The sequence below is a fragment of the Bifidobacterium aerophilum genome (assembly GCF_010667685.1).
GTDB lineage: Bacteria > Actinomycetota > Actinomycetes > Actinomycetales > Bifidobacteriaceae > Bifidobacterium > Bifidobacterium aerophilum.
On record NZ_WHZW01000002.1, the window covers coordinates 98,299 to 116,895 of the forward strand.

The 18,597-nt window shown below is 63.9% G+C and carries 11 protein-coding genes and 1 pseudogene; 7 read left to right on the forward strand and 5 right to left on the reverse strand.

The window, feature by feature from the left end:
* The first annotated feature begins 46 nt into the window (after positions 1 to 46).
* The 3 genes and pseudogenes from GFD25_RS01300 to GFD25_RS01310 all read left to right on the forward strand — a co-directional run bounded on the left by GFD25_RS01300 (position 47) and on the right by GFD25_RS01310 (position 3,933).
* Positions 47 to 1,804: a SpaH/EbpB family LPXTG-anchored major pilin gene (locus GFD25_RS01300; protein WP_163229179.1), complete on the forward strand. Its 1,758-nt coding sequence runs from the start codon at positions 47 to 49 to the stop codon at positions 1,802 to 1,804.
* A gap of 410 nt (positions 1,805 to 2,214) precedes the next feature.
* Positions 2,215 to 3,072 (forward strand): annotated as a pseudogene (locus tag GFD25_RS01305) (class C sortase); the annotation flags it as partial.
* Positions 3,073 to 3,135: 63 nt separating this feature from the next.
* A complete protein-coding gene (locus GFD25_RS01310) occupies positions 3,136 to 3,933 on the forward strand; it encodes an isopeptide-forming domain-containing protein (protein WP_163229181.1) in 798 nt (265 codons plus the stop codon).
* A gap of 15 nt (positions 3,934 to 3,948) precedes the next feature.
* Here GFD25_RS01310 and GFD25_RS01315 read toward each other — a convergent pair whose 3' ends face one another.
* Entirely contained in the window at positions 3,949 to 5,181 is a 1,233-nt protein-coding gene (locus GFD25_RS01315; protein WP_163229183.1) for an AAA family ATPase, read from the reverse strand.
* 328 nt (positions 5,182 to 5,509) lie between these two features.
* Between GFD25_RS01315 and GFD25_RS01320 the strand changes: the two genes are divergently transcribed.
* Entirely contained in the window at positions 5,510 to 6,523 is a 1,014-nt protein-coding gene (locus GFD25_RS01320; protein ID WP_163229185.1) for a glycosyltransferase family 2 protein, read from the forward strand.
* Between the two features lie 147 nt (positions 6,524 to 6,670).
* On the opposite strand, the gene GFD25_RS01325 is transcribed toward GFD25_RS01320, so the two are convergent.
* The gene (locus GFD25_RS01325; protein WP_163229187.1) at positions 6,671 to 7,453 is read right to left on the reverse strand and encodes a nitroreductase family protein; all 783 of its coding nucleotides are present in this window, start codon (positions 7,451 to 7,453) and stop codon (positions 6,671 to 6,673) included.
* Positions 7,454 to 7,614: 161 nt separating this feature from the next.
* Here GFD25_RS01325 and ppgK point away from each other — a divergent pair, with 161 nt between their 5' ends.
* Both ppgK and GFD25_RS01335 read left to right on the forward strand, forming a co-directional pair.
* Entirely contained in the window at positions 7,615 to 8,379 is a 765-nt protein-coding gene (ppgK, locus tag GFD25_RS01330; protein ID WP_163229307.1) for a polyphosphate--glucose phosphotransferase, read from the forward strand.
* A 177-nt stretch (positions 8,380 to 8,556) separates the two neighbouring features.
* Entirely contained in the window at positions 8,557 to 9,729 is a 1,173-nt protein-coding gene (locus tag GFD25_RS01335; protein WP_163229189.1) for a pyridoxal phosphate-dependent aminotransferase, read from the forward strand.
* 6 nt (positions 9,730 to 9,735) lie between these two features.
* Here the strand turns inward: GFD25_RS01335 and GFD25_RS01340 are convergent, their stop codons facing one another.
* The 3 genes from GFD25_RS01340 to GFD25_RS01350 form a co-directional block, all read right to left on the reverse strand.
* A complete protein-coding gene (locus GFD25_RS01340; protein WP_163229191.1) occupies positions 9,736 to 10,569 on the reverse strand; it encodes an ATP-binding cassette domain-containing protein in 834 nt (277 codons plus the stop codon).
* Between the two features lie 29 nt (positions 10,570 to 10,598).
* Positions 10,599 to 12,323, reverse strand: coding sequence for an aryl-sulfate sulfotransferase (locus GFD25_RS01345; RefSeq protein WP_163229193.1), 1,725 nt, complete (start codon positions 12,321 to 12,323; stop codon positions 10,599 to 10,601).
* Positions 12,324 to 12,508: 185 nt separating this feature from the next.
* Positions 12,509 to 14,788 carry a glycosyltransferase gene (locus GFD25_RS01350; protein WP_163229309.1) on the reverse strand — a complete coding sequence of 760 codons (2,280 nt, stop codon included), beginning with the start codon at positions 14,786 to 14,788 and terminating at the stop codon, positions 12,509 to 12,511.
* A 113-nt stretch (positions 14,789 to 14,901) separates the two neighbouring features.
* Between GFD25_RS01350 and GFD25_RS01355 the strand changes: the two genes are divergently transcribed.
* Complete coding sequence (locus tag GFD25_RS01355; RefSeq protein WP_163229195.1) at positions 14,902 to 18,591, forward strand: tetratricopeptide repeat protein; 3,690 nt, start codon at positions 14,902 to 14,904, stop codon at positions 18,589 to 18,591.
* Positions 18,592 to 18,597 lie beyond the last annotated feature (6 nt).

Here is an 18,597-nt window from a genome sequence, read left to right on the forward strand (position 1 = left end):
CCGGCACAACACCCGGAAGGTAACATTAGGAAGAAAGGAACCAGTGATGAACTCACTGACCAAGAAGCTGGCGGCGGGCGCAATCGCCGCGGCCACGATGCTCGGCATCGCCGGCCTCGGAGCCACCACCGCGAGTGCGGATCAGGCAGCCGATGGCAAGCTGACTGTGTCGACCACCGACGTGAACTTCGCGTCGACCGACTCGAAGACGGTGAAGGTGAACGCCTACCGCATCTTCTCCGCTACGGTGGGTGAGGACGGAACGGCCTCCTACACGTTCGATGCCACGGCAAATGGCGGTTGGGATCAGTTCTTTGCTGACAAGAGCATCAGCGGTCTGAGCGAGAATTACACCACCGCTGCTGATGCCGCGAAGGCCATCTCCCAGCTGACTGATAAGAGCACTCCGACCATTGATGCGTTCGCGAAGAAGGCATCCAATTGGGCGCAGACGAAGAAGGCTGGTTCCAGCCCCGCCGAGTCGAATGCCAAGCTCATCGAATCCAAGGATATGCCGAAGGTCGCCACCGAAGGCAAGTATTCCGTCACTTTCGATAACCTGACGTACGGTTACTACCTTGTTGCGGTGCCCGGCGTCGGCAACACCAATGCTTCCGGGAAGTACGCCACGCTGGCTCCGGTCCTGAATGGCACTGAAGTCACTGCGGATATCAAGGGTACTCTGCCCACCGTCGACAAGAAGGTCCAGACTGGCACCGATGAGGATAACAATCCCATCTACGGCGATGTCAAGGACTCCAAGGTAGGCGACACCCTCACGTTCACCCTGACATCCAAGGTCCCGGACATGAGCGCCTACGACACGTATGAATTCGCGTTCAAGGATACCCTTAGTAAGGGTCTCACCTTCGGAAATATCTCTTCTATCACGATCGCGGACTCTTCGCTGACGTTCACGGAGAATACGAACTATGTCCAGAGCCTTGAAGAGGTCAAGAATGATAAGCAGGAAGTCACCGGTCACAAGCTGGTCGTGAATCTCGGTACCAAGGTTACGGATTCCGATCCGGTCAAGTACGACTTCAAGCAGATTGCTTCTGATCTGGTTGGCAAGACGATCACGCTGACCTACACCGCCACCATCAATGAGAACGCCGTCGTTGGCAGCACCGGCAACACCAACAGCGCCACCGTCGAATACTCCAACGACCCGACCACTGGTGGCAAGGGCGAATCCGTCCCGGATATCGTGCGCGTGTACACCTATAAGTTCGGCATTGACAAGTACACCATCAAGAATGGTTCGACCGAGCACACTCAGCTGGCTGGCGCGCAGTTCCAGCTCAAGGTCAAGGGCGGCAAGGACGCCATCAAGTTCGTCCGTACAAATGATGGTGATGCTGAGAACAACACCAACAAGATCAGCGTTTACCGTGTCGCCAAGACTGCTGATGAGGCCAACGCTACCGAAACCATCGTCACCCCGAAGAGCGGTCGCGTCGACCTGACCGGTCTCGCCAAGGGCGCCTACGTCCTTACCGAGACCAAGGCCCCGCAGGGCTACAACCTGCCGGCCCATTCGTTCGCCGTGAACGTGGACGGCACCGAGCCGACCGATGGCACGAATGCTTCGACCACCATCAAGTACACCAACAACTCGGACGATGAGAACGCCACTCAGAGTGAAGCTACGGATGGCATCATCGGCATCGAGAACACCTCCGGTCCGACCCTGCCGTCCACCGGTGGCATGGGTACCGCGCTGTTCACCGTGTTCGGCGTGCTGATTGTGGCGCTGGGCTCGGCCTGGTACGTCAAGTCCAACCGCAAGTCGACCAAGTGAGGCAATAGCCGCCTTGGCTCGCCTGCAAAAGTAATAGGGGAGCCAAGGGCGGTTGCTTCGTGTGGTGATACAGCGGCGCCTGTGTATTGGTATCGGCCGCATTGGCGTGCGGCCGATGCTGTGTTGTTGCGGCGCGATAGCGCCGCAGTACCCCACCCGTCAGCTTCGCTGACACCCTCCCCTGAAAGGGGAGGGAAAGGTTGAGGCACTTCCCTCCCCTTTCAGGGGAGGGTGGCGCGAAGCGCCGGGTTGGGGTACGCGGCGAAGCCGCCAACACAACTTCCCTCCCCTGGGAAGGGGAGGGTGTCCGGCGAAGGCCGGGCGGGTGGGGTACCGTGCGGCGAAAGCCGCCAGCAGCAACGCGGCCGTCAGGCCATCCGCTCTCGCTGCGGAACGTAAAAAGGAGATTCATGATCAGGAAGTTGCGCGGGCTCATGCCGCTGGTGATCATCACGATAGGGCTGCTCGTGCTGTTCTATCCGACGATCAGCAACTTTCTCGTCATGAAGAACGCGTCCCGCGCGGTCACCAACTACGACGCGAAAGTCGAAGCGCTTTCCGACGAACAGTACCGGCAGATACTCGACGTCGTCCACCGATACAACGAGCGTCTCGCCGCCGAAAGCTCCGGCGCGACCGGCGCCCTCGCCGGTGCGGTCGACACCGAGGCGACGGACGCCGAATACATGAAACTCCTCAACGTGAACGGCGACGGCATGATGGGCTACCTCACCATTCCGCGACTCAAGGAAACCATGCCGATCTACCACGGCACCTCCGAGGAAGTGCTGCAGGTCGGCGTCGGACACCTCGAACAGACCTCGCTGCCGGTCGGCGGCGCATCCACGCATGCGGCGCTTTCCGGACACCGCGGACTGCCCACGGCGAAACTGTTCACCGACCTGAATCTGATGAAAAAGGGCGACAAGTTCTACATCAAGATTCTCAAGGACACCTACGCCTACCAGGTCGACAAGATCGCCACGGTCCTGCCGACCGACACCAAGGAACTCGCCATCGAGAACGGCAAGGACCTGGTCACGCTCATCACCTGTACGCCGTACGCGGTCAACACGCACCGACTGCTCGTGCGCGCGCACCGCATCCCGTACACGCCCGAACAGGAATCCGACGCGAAACCGACGTTCCACGTCGATATCCCGTTGCAATACCTGTTGCCGTCCGTCGGACTGATCGCGCTGCTCATCGGCTGGCGCGTCTACCGGTGGAGCCGCGAACGGCATGTGCGCTCGCAGCACAGCGCGCAGTGAATCGCCCCCGACAAGGGGAGACGAGACCTACCAAGACCTATATGAGAGGAGAAGCCACACATGGCTCATATGCATAACGGGCAACGAGGCATCGCCGTGCGCCTGTGCGGCGTGCTCCCCGCCCTCGCCGCGGCACTGTCCTCGCTCGCATTCGCACTTATCGCGGCCGTCGTCGCGACGCCGCCGCTCACCGCGCAGGCCGCGACCTATGGCAGCATCACCATCGATGCGCAGTGGAACCGCGATTCCGACGACCGCACCGCGCTCGCCGGCGACACGTACGCCATCGTACGCATCGCATCCGCCGATCTCGACGCCGAAACCGGCACGGTCCGCGCGTTCCGCACGCTCGAATCATTCTCGCAATTCGACCGGGATTGGGCCGGTCTCACGTCGTCCGAACTCAACGCGGCCGCCAAACAGCTCGACGCATACGCGACCAAAAACCGTCTGTACGCCATCAGCGACACCACCAACGCCGCCGGCCGCGCGACCTTCACCGATCTCGAGCCCGGCATCTACCTGATCGCACGCACCGCGGCCGCCTCCGCCAACCGGCGTTACGACTGCGATCCGTTCCTCGTCTCCGTGCCCGAAACCAACGGCGGCGCAACGGAATTCGCCGTCACCGCCGAACCCAAGTTCTCCGACAACGGCACCGTCACCCCGCCGAATCCGACGCCCGAGCCGGAACCCGAGCCGGAACCCGAGCCGAACAAGCCCGCCAAACCGGGCAGCACCGCCAACACCGGCGCCGCCGTCAGCGTCGTCGCCCTCGCCGCCATCGCCCTGACCGTCGCCGCCCTCATCATCCGCGACCTGCGCCGCGAGCGACGCGATTCATCGGTTCTTCAGTAAGCAGCGGGTACCTTGTCAGTCGAACTCAATATCTCCGTCGTTGGCGAGAAATTCCATGAGATTATGGTGGCGAACACCATCTCGTTGCAACGGCAGTTGGTCGAGTGTGAACAGGTATCGAGGATATGATTCGCGGATCATCGTAAACGGTCGATATTCCCGTTCTTCGACTTGCGGGTCAAGTACGCTCAGCGATACCTGAATATATGCGTATTGGCTACGTTTGCGCACGATGAAATCACATTCAAGCTTGCCGATTTTACCTACGCTGACTTCATACCCCTTGGCTCGAAGATGCAGGTACAGGGCGTTCTCCAGTGATGGCCCATAGCTCAGTCTGGTATCGGTGTTGCGAGCGAAGTATACGCCGGGGTCCGCGAGATAGTATTTTTCTCCGCCGCGCAGTGATTTGCGCGACCTCAGATCGAAACGAGGGCACTTATATAGGACCTTGGCATTTTCGAGCATGCGCACGTATTTGGCGAGTGTTTCCCTTTTGATTGATACGTGTTCGCTGTGCTGCAGATACTGCACGATGCGCGTCAAATTCGTGGGGGATGCATAATTGTTGATCAGATATGATTGCACGCGTTCAAACGTGTCCCGATTCGTGATTCGACTGTGTGCGGTGATGTCTTTTTCAAAGATCTGTCGGATGACATCCTGAATATACATGGCCTTGGCATCAGGGTCGGAATACTCCAACGCCTTCGGAAATCCGCCGTATGTCAGATATTCGGTGAATGACGCCATGTCGCTTTTGGTCGGCGTTCCAAAGAAGTGCAGCATGCCTAAATATTCGCAGTAGGAAAGCGTATACATCTCCAATTCCACATACCGGCCAGTGAGCTTGGTCGCCAATTCTCCGGATAACAGATATGAATTCGAACCGGTAATGAAGATGGAAAATCGTCCGTCTTCGCGGTATGCGTTGATCACTGTTTCGAAATCTTTGACGTTTTGCACTTCGTCGATGAACAGGTACGTAAGGCCATCGTCGGGGACGCGTTCTTCGATGACGTGATCAAGATCATCCGGAGTGGTTACTGAGCGGAGTCCCCGGCTATCCAGGTTCAGGAATACGAGGTTTTGTTCGGCAGTGCCTCTCTGGCGAAGTTCGTCGGCGATGCATGCCATCAGAGAAGATTTGCCGCACCTTCGAATGCCGGTGATTACCTTGATCAATCCGGTGTCGTCGAAGAAAGGCCGAAGTCGCTTCAGATAGCGTTCTCGAGGGTACAGTGACACGGCATGATCCTTCTTCCGGGGGGCAAAGTTGCATTTTAATCAATTTTGCCCCCCGGAAAGGACTTTTTGCTTGTTGTGGAGATAGTGCGCGTTGATATGCTGTGCTCTGATCTGAGACAAATTCATCTTCATTCGTATTCGATGAAGATTGGTATGAATCTTCATTTGCGGTGAATGAAGATAGATGTGTTGTTGTGTTTGTACAGGTTGACTGGCATGGCGATGTGGCCGCGCCGTATTGTGAGACGGCACGTCGCGTGGACATGGATTCTTCGTGTTGCCCGGTTATGCATTCCTTCCTGACCGTCATATGCATACAATGGAACGCATGAGCGAAAAGCATGCCGCAAAGAAAAGTATCGAGAAACTGGCGATCGTCGTCGTCACGTACAAGCGCCAGCAGCTGCTGACCAAGCTGTTCGATTCGATCGAACGGCTGACCGTCGCGCCGTGGCGCATCGTCATCGTCGACAACGAGCACTCCGACGAGACGCGCGGCATGGTCGAGGACTTCTCCGGGCGCATCACCCGCCAGTGGGGCACGACCGTGGCGGATGCGAGCGGCAACGAGACGCGCGTCGTCTACGCTCCGCAGACCGATAATCTCGGCGGCGCGGGCGGCTTCTCTGCAGGTGTGAAGAAAGCGTACGAGCTCGGCGCCGAATGGTTCTGGGTGATGGACGACGACGTGGCCGTCGAACCCGACGGCATCGAAAAGCTCGCCAAGTGGACGCCGCGTCACGACGTGATCCAGGGCAGCCGCTACGACTTCGACGGCGGTCCGTTCTACTGGCAGTACGATTTCATCGTGCCGCTCGGCATCCCCAACCCGATCGCGCCCGCCGCGTTCGGCCGCGCCGGCTACCGCGTCATGGACACGCTGTGCTTCGAAGGCGGCCTGTTCCGCCGCCGCGTGGTCGAGAAGATCGGCTTCCCGGACCCGCGCTTCTTCATCTACTGGGACGACACGATGTACGGCTACCTCGCCAGCAAGGTCACCAACCCGATCGTCGTGCCCGACGTGGTGCTGCGCCGCACGCGCGAAATCGGCAACTGGGACATCGCCGGCCTGCGCCAGCTCAACTCCACGTCCGACATGAACCGCTACCACATCATGCGCAACCGCGGCTACATGGCGCGCTATTTCATGGCGCACGGCGATTTCCGCCCGTTCCTGTTCGCGCTCGGCACGGCGGCGACCGCCGCGAAGGAGGTCATCCGCCTGGTGATGGTCGACCGCGAGCATGTGAAGACCGGTCTCGTGCAGATCGCCAAGGGCTGGTGGGATTCCCGCAAGCTCATGCACGATCCGAACTGGAAGCCGATGCCGCCGCTCAAGTAGTCCGGGTAGTCTGGCCGGGGTCGGCACATGACGCGCTCCCGCGTGGCACGACTGCCTATGTGCGGCAGAAAACGCTCACCGATCGAGGGATCAGTGAGCGTTTTCTGCCACGAGGCGCGCGGAACGGCGCAACGCGACGTCACCTAGTCACTTGTGGATGAACAGGCCGCCGTCGCCCCACGCCCATTCGCCCGAACCGGCGCCGATCTGGAAATGCAGCTTCGCGATGCCCAGATCGTTGAGGGCCTGACCGTCCCCTGCACTCTGGTCGATATGTGCTGCGGCCGTGTCCGCGGACGCGTCGTACGTGAACGTGATCGGCTGACGGTTCATCGCGCTCGGCGCCTTCATCGCGGCCTCCACGCCGGCCTTGAACCAGTCAGGCGCGGCCGTGCGCTCGGCGTCGGACATGCCGGCCGTGAACTGCTCGAACGACTTCGTCGGCCGGTGCGAACGCTGGAACTCGACCAGCTCGTCATACGACTTCGCCCGATACGACAGGTGATGTTCCGGATGCCCGATCACCACGCCCAGATACGGTTCCTCGTTCTTCGTGACGCGCACATGCTTCGCGGCCTCCTCACGATCCCAGCTGCCGCCAACCCACAGCGTGCCGAGCCCTCGCAGGGTCGCGGCCAACGCCACGCGCTCCGCATAGAAACCGGCGCGCTCGCGGGCCTGCGGATCGTCCTTCGGACCGACGATGACGATGAGGTTCGCCGCGTTCTTCAGATGCCCCGAAGCGTTCGCCTCGGCGAACACCTCCGGACGGTTCAGGACGAGCTGCATGTTGAGGTCGGCGAGCATGTTCACCGCGTCGATCGTCATGGACAGCTGCCGGGCCGTATCGTCGTCGATCGGCTCCTTGTCGTATGCGCGCACCGAAGTGCGGATGTTGATCGCGTCAATCAATTGCGTATGTTCTGCCATACCTCCCGATTATCCCACCTATCCCGCCTGCGTGGCGGATATGCGGCCGATCCGGGGCGTGGAATCGGCGACGCATGTTGGCGCTCGGGCGTTATACAATGCCGATACCGGTTCGATAACGTTTCCGCAGGGCGGAACATGCACGGAAAGAGAGGTCAATGATGATTGAGACAGCACAGGCGTTTGGCGTGGACATCGGTGGTTCCGGCATCAAGGCCGCGCCGGTCGACCTCGAGAAGGGCGAGTTCGCCGAGCCGCGTCTGAAGATCCTCACCCCCGAGGTGTCCACCCCGCAGGCGGTGGCCGCGATCGTGCGCCAGCAGCTCGATCATTTCGAGGTTCCGGCCTCCGCTCCGGTCGGCATCGCGTTCCCGGCGCCGATCAAGCCCGGCCAGAAGCTCGACTTCATGGCCAACCTCGACCAGTCGTGGATCGGCGTGGACGTGACCGAGGTCTTCTCCGAGGCGTGCGGCCGTCCGGTCGTCGTCGTCAACGACGCGGACGCCGCGGGTCTGGCCGAACAGCAGTACGGCGCCGCCAAGGGCCAGAACGGCCTGGTCATCGCGACCACGCTGGGTACCGGCATCGGCACCGCGCTCATCATGAACGGCACGCTGGTGCCGAACACCGAGCTCGGCCACATCATGCTCGACGCGAAGCACCCCGACGCCGAGAAGTGGGCGTCGTCCGGCGTGCGCGAACAGAAGGAACTCGGCTACAAGAAGTGGGCCAAGCGCCTGACCAAGTACTACGGCCTGATGGAGAAGTACTTCAACCCGGACCTGTTCGTGGTCGGCGGCGGCGTGAGCCGTCAGAGCGACAAGTTCCTGCCGTACGTCGACATCAAGACGCCGATCGTGCCCGCCAAGCTGCGCAACGAGGCCGGCATCGTCGGCGCCGCCTACTACGCCAGCACCAAGCAGTGATCGCGGCCGTTCGCCCGTAGACCTGTGAGGCTCCCTCCCTGCCGAGGGAGCCTTTTTGCTGCGCCGTGTGAGCCGTGCGCGCCGTGGCGGAAAACGCTCGCTGACGGTACGCTCAGCGAGCGTTTCCCGCCACGAATGATTGATGGGTTTTCGTGATGCGTGGCTAGACTGACAGCCATGCGTTTTTCCTCACGAGTCGACATCAGCGCGCCCAATCCGATCGCCGCGGCCGAGGCGGCCGCAAAAAGGGCCGGCGTAACGCTCGGCAAGCTCAACGATTCCAACCCCACCCGGCACGGACTGGCTCCGGCATTGGTGCCGGAGGTCTATACCGCCGATCCGCGCGGGCAGCGCGCGGCGCGTGAGGCGTTGGCCGAGTTCCTGACCCGGACTTACGGCGGCGGGGCGCCCGTCGACCCGGACCGTCTGTACATCTTGAGCTCCACGTCCGAAGCATACTCGTGGCTCATCAAACTCCTGTGCGACGCGGGCGACGCGGTGCTCGCGCCGAAACCCGGCTATCCGCTCATCGAATCGATCGCGCGCCTCGAATGCGTCGACACGGTCGAATACCAGCAGCGATTCGACGGCTCCTGGTACATCGACGTCGCCGAACTGGAGGAACTGCTGAACGGCGAACACGGCGCCCGCATCCGTGCGCTGGTGCTCATCAACCCGAACAATCCGACCGGCTCGTACGTGAAACCCTCCGAACGCGAACGCATCGTATCGCTGTGCCGCGAGCATGGCATCGCGATCATCGCCGACGAGGTGTTCTATGACTATTCGCTCGAACCGTTCGACGGCAACGCGCGCCTCGCGGGGGAGCCCGGCGTGCTCACGTTCGCATTGGACGGATTCTCGAAAATGCTCGCCGCACCGCACGCCAAGGTCGGCTGGATCCAAGTATCCGGACCGGACGGGGACGTGGCCGAAGCGCAGCACCGGCTCGACGTGATCGCGGACGACTACCTGCCGATGAGCGACATCATCGCACGGCAGATCCCCGCATTGCTGGATGCGGCCGCGGCCCAGACGGACCGCGTGCGTGACCGGGTGCGCGGCAACCTCGCATTGCTGCACCGTCTGCTCGACGCGGACGAGCATGGGCTCGTGAGCGTGCTGCGCGCCGAAGGCGGATGGAACGTGCTGCTGCGCGTACCGAGCGTGATCGACGAAAACGAGCTGGTGCTCGCGATGATCGACCGGCACGGCCTGAGCGGCCAGCCCGGCTATTTCTTCGACATGACCTCCAACGGGTACCTGGCGATCTCGCTGCTGCCCGAGCCGGACGAGTTCGCACGCAACGTGCGCGCCGTGCTCGACACGGTCAACGGGATGTTGGAATAAGGGATCTCACTGCCGTGCAGCCTTGGCGGCCTCGTATTTTTGGCGGATGAGATCGTTGTAGAACGCGGCGGCGTCACTCGGCACACCGTCGAAGACCAGCTCGTGGTCGTCCAGCACCAGCGTGCGGTCGATCGCATATTCCGGGCGCTGGATCAGCTCCACGTCATGCGTGGCGAACACGACCTGCTTGTCGTAGCTGAACAGCGCGCGTGCCACGTGCGCCGAACCGATCTCGTCCAACCCCTTGGTCGGCTCGTCGGCCACGATCGCGGCGGGGGAGAAGCTCAACGCGGACGCGATCGCCAGCAGATGCCGCTTCTCGCTGTCCAACGCGCTCGCCGGTTCGCGCGCCACCGACGTCAGATCGAAATGGGCGAACAGGTCGCCGACGATCTGCTCGCGTTCCGACTCGGGCACTTTGTGCTTCTTCAACGGCTGGTCGATCGCCTCGCGGATGTCCTTCGCCTGATAGTAGCTGTTCGGGATCTCCTCGCGCCGCACGCGGCCGACCAGGTCCTCGATGCGCTTCAGATCGCGCTTGACCGCAGGATCGAACGCGGCATCCGCGGTCCGTCCGTCGTTGTGATGCGCCGTGACCGTCACCGTGCCCGCGCTTGCGGTCAGCGCGCCGTCGAGCAACTTGAGCAGCGTCGTCTTGCCGGACCCGTTCAGGCCGATCACCGCCACGCGCCGCGTGTCCGGGCCGATCGTGAGCGTCGTCGGCAGCAGTCCCACGTTGCCGTCCTCGTACCGGTGTCCGACGCCGTCCATCGCGAACGTCACCGCGGACGGGCGATCGGCCGCCGCGCGTCCCCCAAACAACGAATCAAACAGTCCCATGCCACCCAAGTGTAGTGCGTCACGGGTCGTCAGGCGAAGTAGAAGCCCTTGAAGTCGTACTGGTACACGCGGTAGATGTACGCCGTGTTGAGTTCCATCCTGTACTGCGCGAGCAGCTCGCCGTCGGCCGTATACGTGCCGAACAGGCCCTGCATGCCCGTGTCGATGAGGATGTTGCCGTTGCTCAGCTCCTGCGCCGAGCTCACGTACGGCGAATACGGCACGTCGAACGAGGCGACCTCCGTGTACGTGCCCGCGTTCTCGTCGACCAGATAGCGGCGGTACTGGGAGCGCGAATCCTTGTCCTTGGACGATCCGGCGGTGCTGATCCCGTCGATCACGGTCCAGTCGTAGTCGGGGCGGGTCATCGCGTAGCCGTAGTTGTTGTCGAACATGTACAGGTAGTACTGGCCGTCCGCCAGCGAGTCGTCGGCCACGTACGTGATCGAATGCTGGCCGCCGGTGTCGCCGAAGTCGCCGGATTTCGTGAGGAACAGGTCGGCGTATTCGGTGCCGTCCCACACGCTCGGCTCGCCGATCATGTACGCGACGCTCGGCGTGCCTTCGAGATCGTTCACCTTGATGATCGTGGACGTTTCGCGCGCGGAGAACAGGGCGGATCCGTCGGGCAGGATCTGGATGGTGTTGCAGTGCAGCCAGTCCCAGCGGTTGGTGGCGGTCGGGTCGGATTCGTCGATGCCGGAATGGTCGGTGGTGGACTTGTAGTCGGCGAACAGCGTGCCGAAGTCGACGAGCAGCGTGGTTTCGCCGGTGGTCGTGTCGAGTTTGACGACCTGGTCCTGCACGGCGTGGTCGGAGCGGCTCAGGTCGGTGGCGAGCAGCACGATGTTGCCGTCCGCGTCGAGCGCGTAGTCGTGGTGGAGGATGAAGTCGTCGCCGAGATCGTAGATCTTTTCGAGCTTGCCGAGACGGTTCATGCCGACCATCGTGTGCGTGGACGCGGAGAACCACATGAGGCCGTCGTCGTCGAACAGCAGGCGGTGCGAACGGTAGTACTTGACGGGCACTTCGCCGCGCAGCACGCCGTACGCGTCGTAGTAGTACATGAAGTCCTGTTCGTCGCTGTCGTTGCCGAGGATCGCGTACAGGCCGCTGCCGAGCTGCTGCGTGACCGTGGTCGTGCCGGACGACGTGGCGGTGGTGTTCTCGGCGGCCGTCGTGTCGAGGCTGCCGTCGGTCTGTTCGAGGCGGACGGCTTCGGTGCCGAGCAGCGACGGGCCGTTGTGGGTGATCGTGTAGGTGGTGGTCAGTCCGCCCGAGTCGGTCAGGTTGAACGTGATGGTGTTCTCGACGTCGGGGATCAGGCCGAGCACGAGGAACTCGTGTTCGGTGGTGTAGTTCTCGCCCTGGTTGGCGGTGGCGGTGAAGTCCGGGTAGCCGTCGGCGGAGACGGTGTAGGTGACGGCCGTTTCGTAGCGCGAGTTGAAGTACACGTACAGCGAGGTGGTGTTGGTGCCGTACGGGTCGTCCTTGACGAAGATGTTGTCGACGCCGTGGGATTCGGCGTCGCGTTCCTTGATGAGGTTCTTCTCGGCCGTCTGCTGGTAGTCGGCCGTATACACTTCGGCGATCTGCGCGTTGAGGCGTTCGATGCGCGCCTGTTGGGTGGCGGCGCCGGCGTCGTCCTGCGTGAGCAGGCACAGGCCGACGGCGATGGCGGCGGCGACGGTCGCGGCGGTGCCGCGGATGATGAGCGGGAGGACGTTGGATTTCGATCGGATCGCTGGTTTCATGGAGTCGGTGTCGTTTCGTGTAACGGATGATCGGATGATGCGCTATCGTCCATTAGTATGACCCGACTCTTGGAGCAAGGTCAATGAACTGTGGGGAAACCGCCGGTGGTTTGCTGACAGTTCGCTGGATGATGGTGCCGAGCGCGGGCGTGCGGCACCATCATCCAGCAAATGCGGGCGGACGGTCAGTTCAGGCCGAGCAGCGTGAACCAGGAGCGCACGTCGTAGAAGAACCCGGGATTGTTGTGGTCGAGGGAGTCGTCGCGGCCCGGCACCAGGCAGGAGAACACCGTCACGGCGAGCATCGCGACCATGAGCGCCATGACCAGCAGCCGGATCGCATGACGACGCAGCGGCGTGCGGCTGTACGGAGAATCGTCCATGTCCTCATGCGGCCACGGATCGAACACGCTCGGACCTTCCAGCACGCGCAGCAGCATCGGCATCGCAGCCAATGCGATCAGCCAGCCGAAATCGCACATGTACCGCCAGCCCATGCCGCCTTCCATGATGTCGATCACGACGAGCAGCAGACCGAGTACCAGCGCGCACGTCAGCATCGACCAGTACGCGGCGGGGATCCTGCGGCGCAGCCGGGGCAGCAGGAACGCAAGCAGCGCCAGCGGACAGGTGACGAACAGGCCGCCGACCATCGCCTCGGTGAACCCCCATTCGGGCAGCGGCGTGGGCTGGATCGCCAGATACGGGAACGATCCGGTGAACCGCAACGGCAGGAACAGATAGTAGACGATCATGTAGGGGACGTCCGCGGCCGGCAGCCGGAAGTTCGTCATGTCGGTGACGGTCATCTGATACGCGCTGCCGAAGTCGAGAAAACCGCTGAACCGCACGCGGTTGTATGCCATGAGCGGCAGCACGACGACGATCGCGGGCAGGAGGACCGCCAGCGGGGCGGCCAGCAGACGGCCGACCGCATGACGTCCGGCGGTTGCGTCATGACCGGTGGCTGCAGGATCGGTCGCGCGACGGCCGAGCTCGCGACGATCGGACGCACGACGATCGGACGTACGGCGGCTGCGAACGGCCTCGACGACTGCCTCGCCCAGCGCGCGCACCTGCGGCCAGAACAGGGGGATGCCCAGCAATGCGGCCAGCGAGAACGGCGGACGGCATCCGAAATTCAACGCGATGCACAGCGCGCCGCCGGCCAGATGGGGCAGCGAGACCGGATCGGCATCCCCGACCGACCACAGCATGCGCGTTCGTTTCCGTCCGGCCATCCGCGAGGGCCGGACGGCGCCCATCCACAGCCACAGTCCCAGACAGGTGAACATCATCGACGCGGCGATCGGCACCGAATAGAAATTCGTGCGGAACCACAGATAACAGGCGTTCGAACACACCAGAAACAGCGCGATCGCCATCGACGCGCCCGCAACGGACGTGCGCGGCGCGATCCGCTGCGTCAGCCGCACGACCATCAGGCATGCGAACACGAGGAACCCGTACATGAGCAGCAGATCGGCCGCGCCGGTCGGCAGCATCATCCCGTCGCCGCCGACGATCCACGACGTGACCAACTGGTACGGCATGAACAGCAATACGGCCGGAACCACCCCGAAATACGAATACCAATGGCCGTCGTAGAACGCGTAATCCCAATAGATCGGGGTCACGCCGTTGGCCATGAGCCGGTCCCGCGTCGCGATGCTGTGCGGCGCGTCGGCGGCGGCCAGCGCGTCCGGCACCGGCAGGTCGAGCCATGCGTGGCCATGCAGCAGCGCGTCGGCCACATGCGCGTACTGGTCGTAATCGTAGGTGTACCCGTTTTCGTTGTGGAACAGCAACGGTCCCATCACCGTGACCATCCAGACCACGGCGCTCATCGTCGGAATCGCGACCAACGCCAGCAACACCGCCAGACCGGCCCGCTGCCGGCGGTCCGACGGGTCGAGCGGCGTGCGCCACAGGCGCGAACCCGGCCGCCACAGCAGCAACAGCAGCACCGCCACGGCCAGCACGCTCACGCGCGTCCAGCTCCATTGGAACGGCACGCGGGCGTTCGCGCGCACCGCCTCGATCGGCACGAGCGTGCCCTTCGGCTCTTCGACCCAGGCGCGGATCGTGCCGGTGGCGCCGTCCGTATGCAGGTAGAGCGAACGCGGCGACCACAACGACATCGGCTGCGCACGACCCGTCTTGCCGCCCGAATCGAGCCGCAGATGGAAGACCGCGGTCGGCTTGTTGTTATCCGACAGCATGCTGTCGTTCATCAGGGCCAACGTCCGGTCGGCCAGTTCGACGCGCGCGTACTGCGACGTGCCGTCCGCCTTGACCTCCATCCACGCGGCCGTGGGATCGGTGACGCGCAGCAGACCGTCGGCGTCGCGTTCGAGGCCCGGTCCGATCGTGTTGCTCGCGGCGGACGTGTCGGTGCTGGCCGACAGGGTCGTCCAGAACGGCAGGTTGAACGCGAAGCATTCGAGCAGCGTGATCAGCAGCATCGCCACGGCGGCGACGAGCAGCGTGCGCGGGCGTACCGCGGGATGACGGAATGTTGAAGGCACTCCATTATTCTATAGGCTTCATGTCTGGCTGGATTGGAAGAATGTGGGTCATGTTCCATCGCACACCACACCACAGTCATGGCCGCGGCGTGCCGGCCGCGATCGGCAGGCTGGTGCGCTCGCTCGGCGGCGGCGCGCTGTCCGAGCCGTCGCTTGATCCGTTCGCGGCGACGCATACGGCGGACGCGGGCAAGGACATGCCCAAGGTCCTGGCCGGTCACGCCGTCGTGCTCGGCCCGCTCGTCAAGCGTCACATCTTCGACGAACTGGTCTGGCAGCAGGACGATTCGTTGCGGTTCGGCTGGGCGCAGCTGCCCGGCCGGCAGGGCAACGTGCTCGCGCTCGGCGCGTTCACCGACCGCGACCATTTCTCGCAGGTCGCCATCGCCGACGACAAAGGACGCGTGTTCGCCGGCGAGGATCCGCAGATGGATACGTACGGCATGCAGGCGCGGTTCCTGTTCGGCAAGGAAGGCACGGTCCGTCTGCCTGATGGACCGCGTTTCGGACATCGTTCCGCCGGTGCGGCGACCGACGCCGGCACGGCGGGCACGGCGGTCCGTGGCGTGCGCGACCTGACCGGCTGGGCGGCCCGTGCGTTCGCGGGGCGTGCCGACGGCCGCGACGGCGGCAAAAGCGCCAAGGACGAGGCTCCCCGCATGCTCGAATGCGTGCAGGGCGGCATCGTCGGCCGCGACGCGTCCGGTCGCATGAGCTGGCTCGCCTCGTGGCTCAAAACCGGCAACCGCTACACGCTCGAACAGGTACGCGCCAACCTGCCCGCCTCGATGCGATACGATCTGGAATACCGCGACGCGATCGCCATCGCGTTCTTCGCCGCCTATTTCATCCCCTCGATGAACGGCCTGCTCATCGGCTTCGGTTCCGGCAACATCTTCCGCAGGCTCAACCGCGAGGCCCCGATCGGCGCGATCCGCCGCTGCCTGCGCGACACGCTCGACGCGCGCGCCCACGGCATGCGCGCCTCGGGTCTGGAGGATCATTTCTCCGACCTCATGCACGAGGCCGGCGCACTCGACCCGGCCACCGGGCTCGATGCGGTCCACGGCGCCGAACCGCTGCGCCTGTACACGTCCACGTATTCGGGCAGCTACATCCTCACGTGGAACGCGAACCTGCAGTTCCCGGCCGTCCTGCAGGCGCTGCGCATCGAAGGCAACCTCAACCGGTTCGCGAACGTGAGCGCGTGGCTCGAACGCAACGCGCGGCTCGGCCTGACGCCCATCGAGGACACGGTCACGCGCGCGCAGGCCGCGCAGATCGACCGGATGCTGCTTGAGGATCCGGCGCTTGGTGCGTTGCAGACCGACCCGGCCTTCCTGTATGCGGATTCCGGCAGCGGTGCCGGCGCGATCGCCGGGGAGAGTCGGGCGGACGATGCGGACGGCGACGGTCAGGACGGCCGTCACGCCGTGCTGCGTCTGGCCGACGAGGCGCGTGCGGTCGCCGCGCGTCTCGCCGAACAGCACCCCGACCCGCTCGGCATCGACACGACGTCAAGCGAATGGCTGTACCGGCAGACCGTGTCGACCCTGCTGCGCCGGCTTCGCCTGCCGTTCCGCTTCGACGTGGAATTCCGTTCGAACCTTGCCGACGGCGAGGCCGCGATCGGATTCACCACGTCCGGCCCGTCGATGATGCCGACCAGCCGGTACGACGACGACCGGCACATGTGGGTGCCGCTGGACGAGCGCGACCGCGCGGCCATGAGCACCGACTACAACCTGCGCGTCGGCCTGATGATGGCCACGCTGCTGTTCGGCGCCGACGAGCGGATCCGCCGTGTCTCGGTGCACATCGATTCGATCGGGCTGGAAGAGGCGATCGCCGAACAGGATTCCGCGATCTCCGGCCTCGTCGGTCAGGTGCTGCGCACGTTCGAACGCGTCAAGCGCGGCGACGTCGGCTTGGGCGGCACGAAGGCCGATCCGAAGGACGGCGACTTCCACGGCGATCCGTCGCGTTCCCTGCCGCATCCGGTCGAGGACCACGGCGACGCGCACGCCACCGGCCCGGCCCTCACCCCCGCCGACGACGCGAACGCGGCCGCAGGCGCCGACGATCAGGCCGGACAATCAGGACAGGCCGCGGCATCCGTGACGGACGCGGCGGCCTCGGCCTCGACGTCGGGCGCCGCGGATGCGGTCTCTTCCGACGTGCAAGGCACGGACGATGCCAGCCTCGACAGCCAGTTCGAGGACCTCATGCGCGGCATCGACCTCGACGAGGTAGCCTTCGCCGCCCCCGACGCGGGCAACGGCGACGATACGGCGTCGGACACGCCGTTCATGTCGTTCAACGGTCTCGGCGGCTCGGGCGATGATGGGGACGATGCGGACGGTGCCGATGACGCGAACGGCGGCGACCCGTCCGACCCGCTCGACGTGCTGCGCGCCAATCCGACCGTGCGCACCATGGTCACCGTCTCCTTCGACCGCGACGCGCTGCTGTCGCGACTGTACGAGGACGGCCTGCGCCATCCGCTCGACACGTACCGCATGTTCGACGCGACGATCGATCTCGACGACAACGGCGGCCTCGTCGCCACCGAACCGGGCTTCGACCTGCGCGACAGTCGGTTCGCGCCGGCCGGCGCTCAGGAGGAACCCGAACTGTCCGAAACGACGTTCGGCCCGCGCACCGCGCGCGTGTTCGGCACGGACGACGAGACCGGGCTGTCGATCCAACGCGCGGACCTGCTGCAGCGCGGCGTCGCCGAATTCCACCGTCTCGCCGCCGACGAGCACATGCCGTCCGTCGAAAAGGCGCAGCGTGCGATGAGGCTCATCGACCGCATCGCCGACCCGGAACTGAGCGAACGCGCCCCGCAGGTCACCAGCGCGCTGATCGACGGCCGCGACACCCCCGACATCGACTTCCAGCTGAGCGCCGGCATCGAACGCGAACGCTCCAAGGCGCACGATCTGCTGTTCTCCGGGCAGATGGACCGTGCGATGGAGGTCATGGAGACCGAGATCGAACGTCTCGATCTCATGTACGCGAACAATCCCGGCGTGCCGCGCTACTTCAACTCGTACGCCGAACGCGTGGTCTACAACCGTCTGTTCGCCACGCCCGGCGAACAGACCGTGCTCATTCCCGACGACCTGTTCTACGCGCATATGGAGGTCGCCGACGTGCTCGCCCAGATCAAGGGCGCCAAGGCCGCGCTGCCGCACCTGAACGCGATGGTCTCCTACGCGCCGTCGTATCCGCTGTCGCATCTGAAGCTCGCCGTGCAGCTCGCCCGGCTTGAGGACTGGGATTCGGCGCGCGCCGCCTGTCTGAACGCGCTGCGCGTGGCCCTCGACCGAGACGACGCCGCATTCGCCTACTACCGGTTCGCCTACTGCGAATGGATGCGCGACCAGTTCGCCACGGCCGCCGCCGCATACATCATGAGCGACCACATCAGCCCCGGCCAGATCGGTCCGCTGGAAAACGAGCTGCGCGACCTCGTGACGCGCGCCGACTCGCAATGCGTGCCCGTGCCCGACAGCGTCGAGGCCGCGCAGGCCGTGCTCGCCGCGCACGACCTGCCCGTGTGGCCGCACACCGAAGTCGGTGCGATCATCCGCGACGCCGCCCGCGTGAGCGTGGACGAGGGCATGTTCGTGCCCGCCCGCACCCTGTCGGTGGCGTGGGCGCGCATGGCCGACGACGACACCGACGGCATCGACGTGATCCAGGCGCAGTTCCTGCGCTCGCTCAACGCGTGACATCGT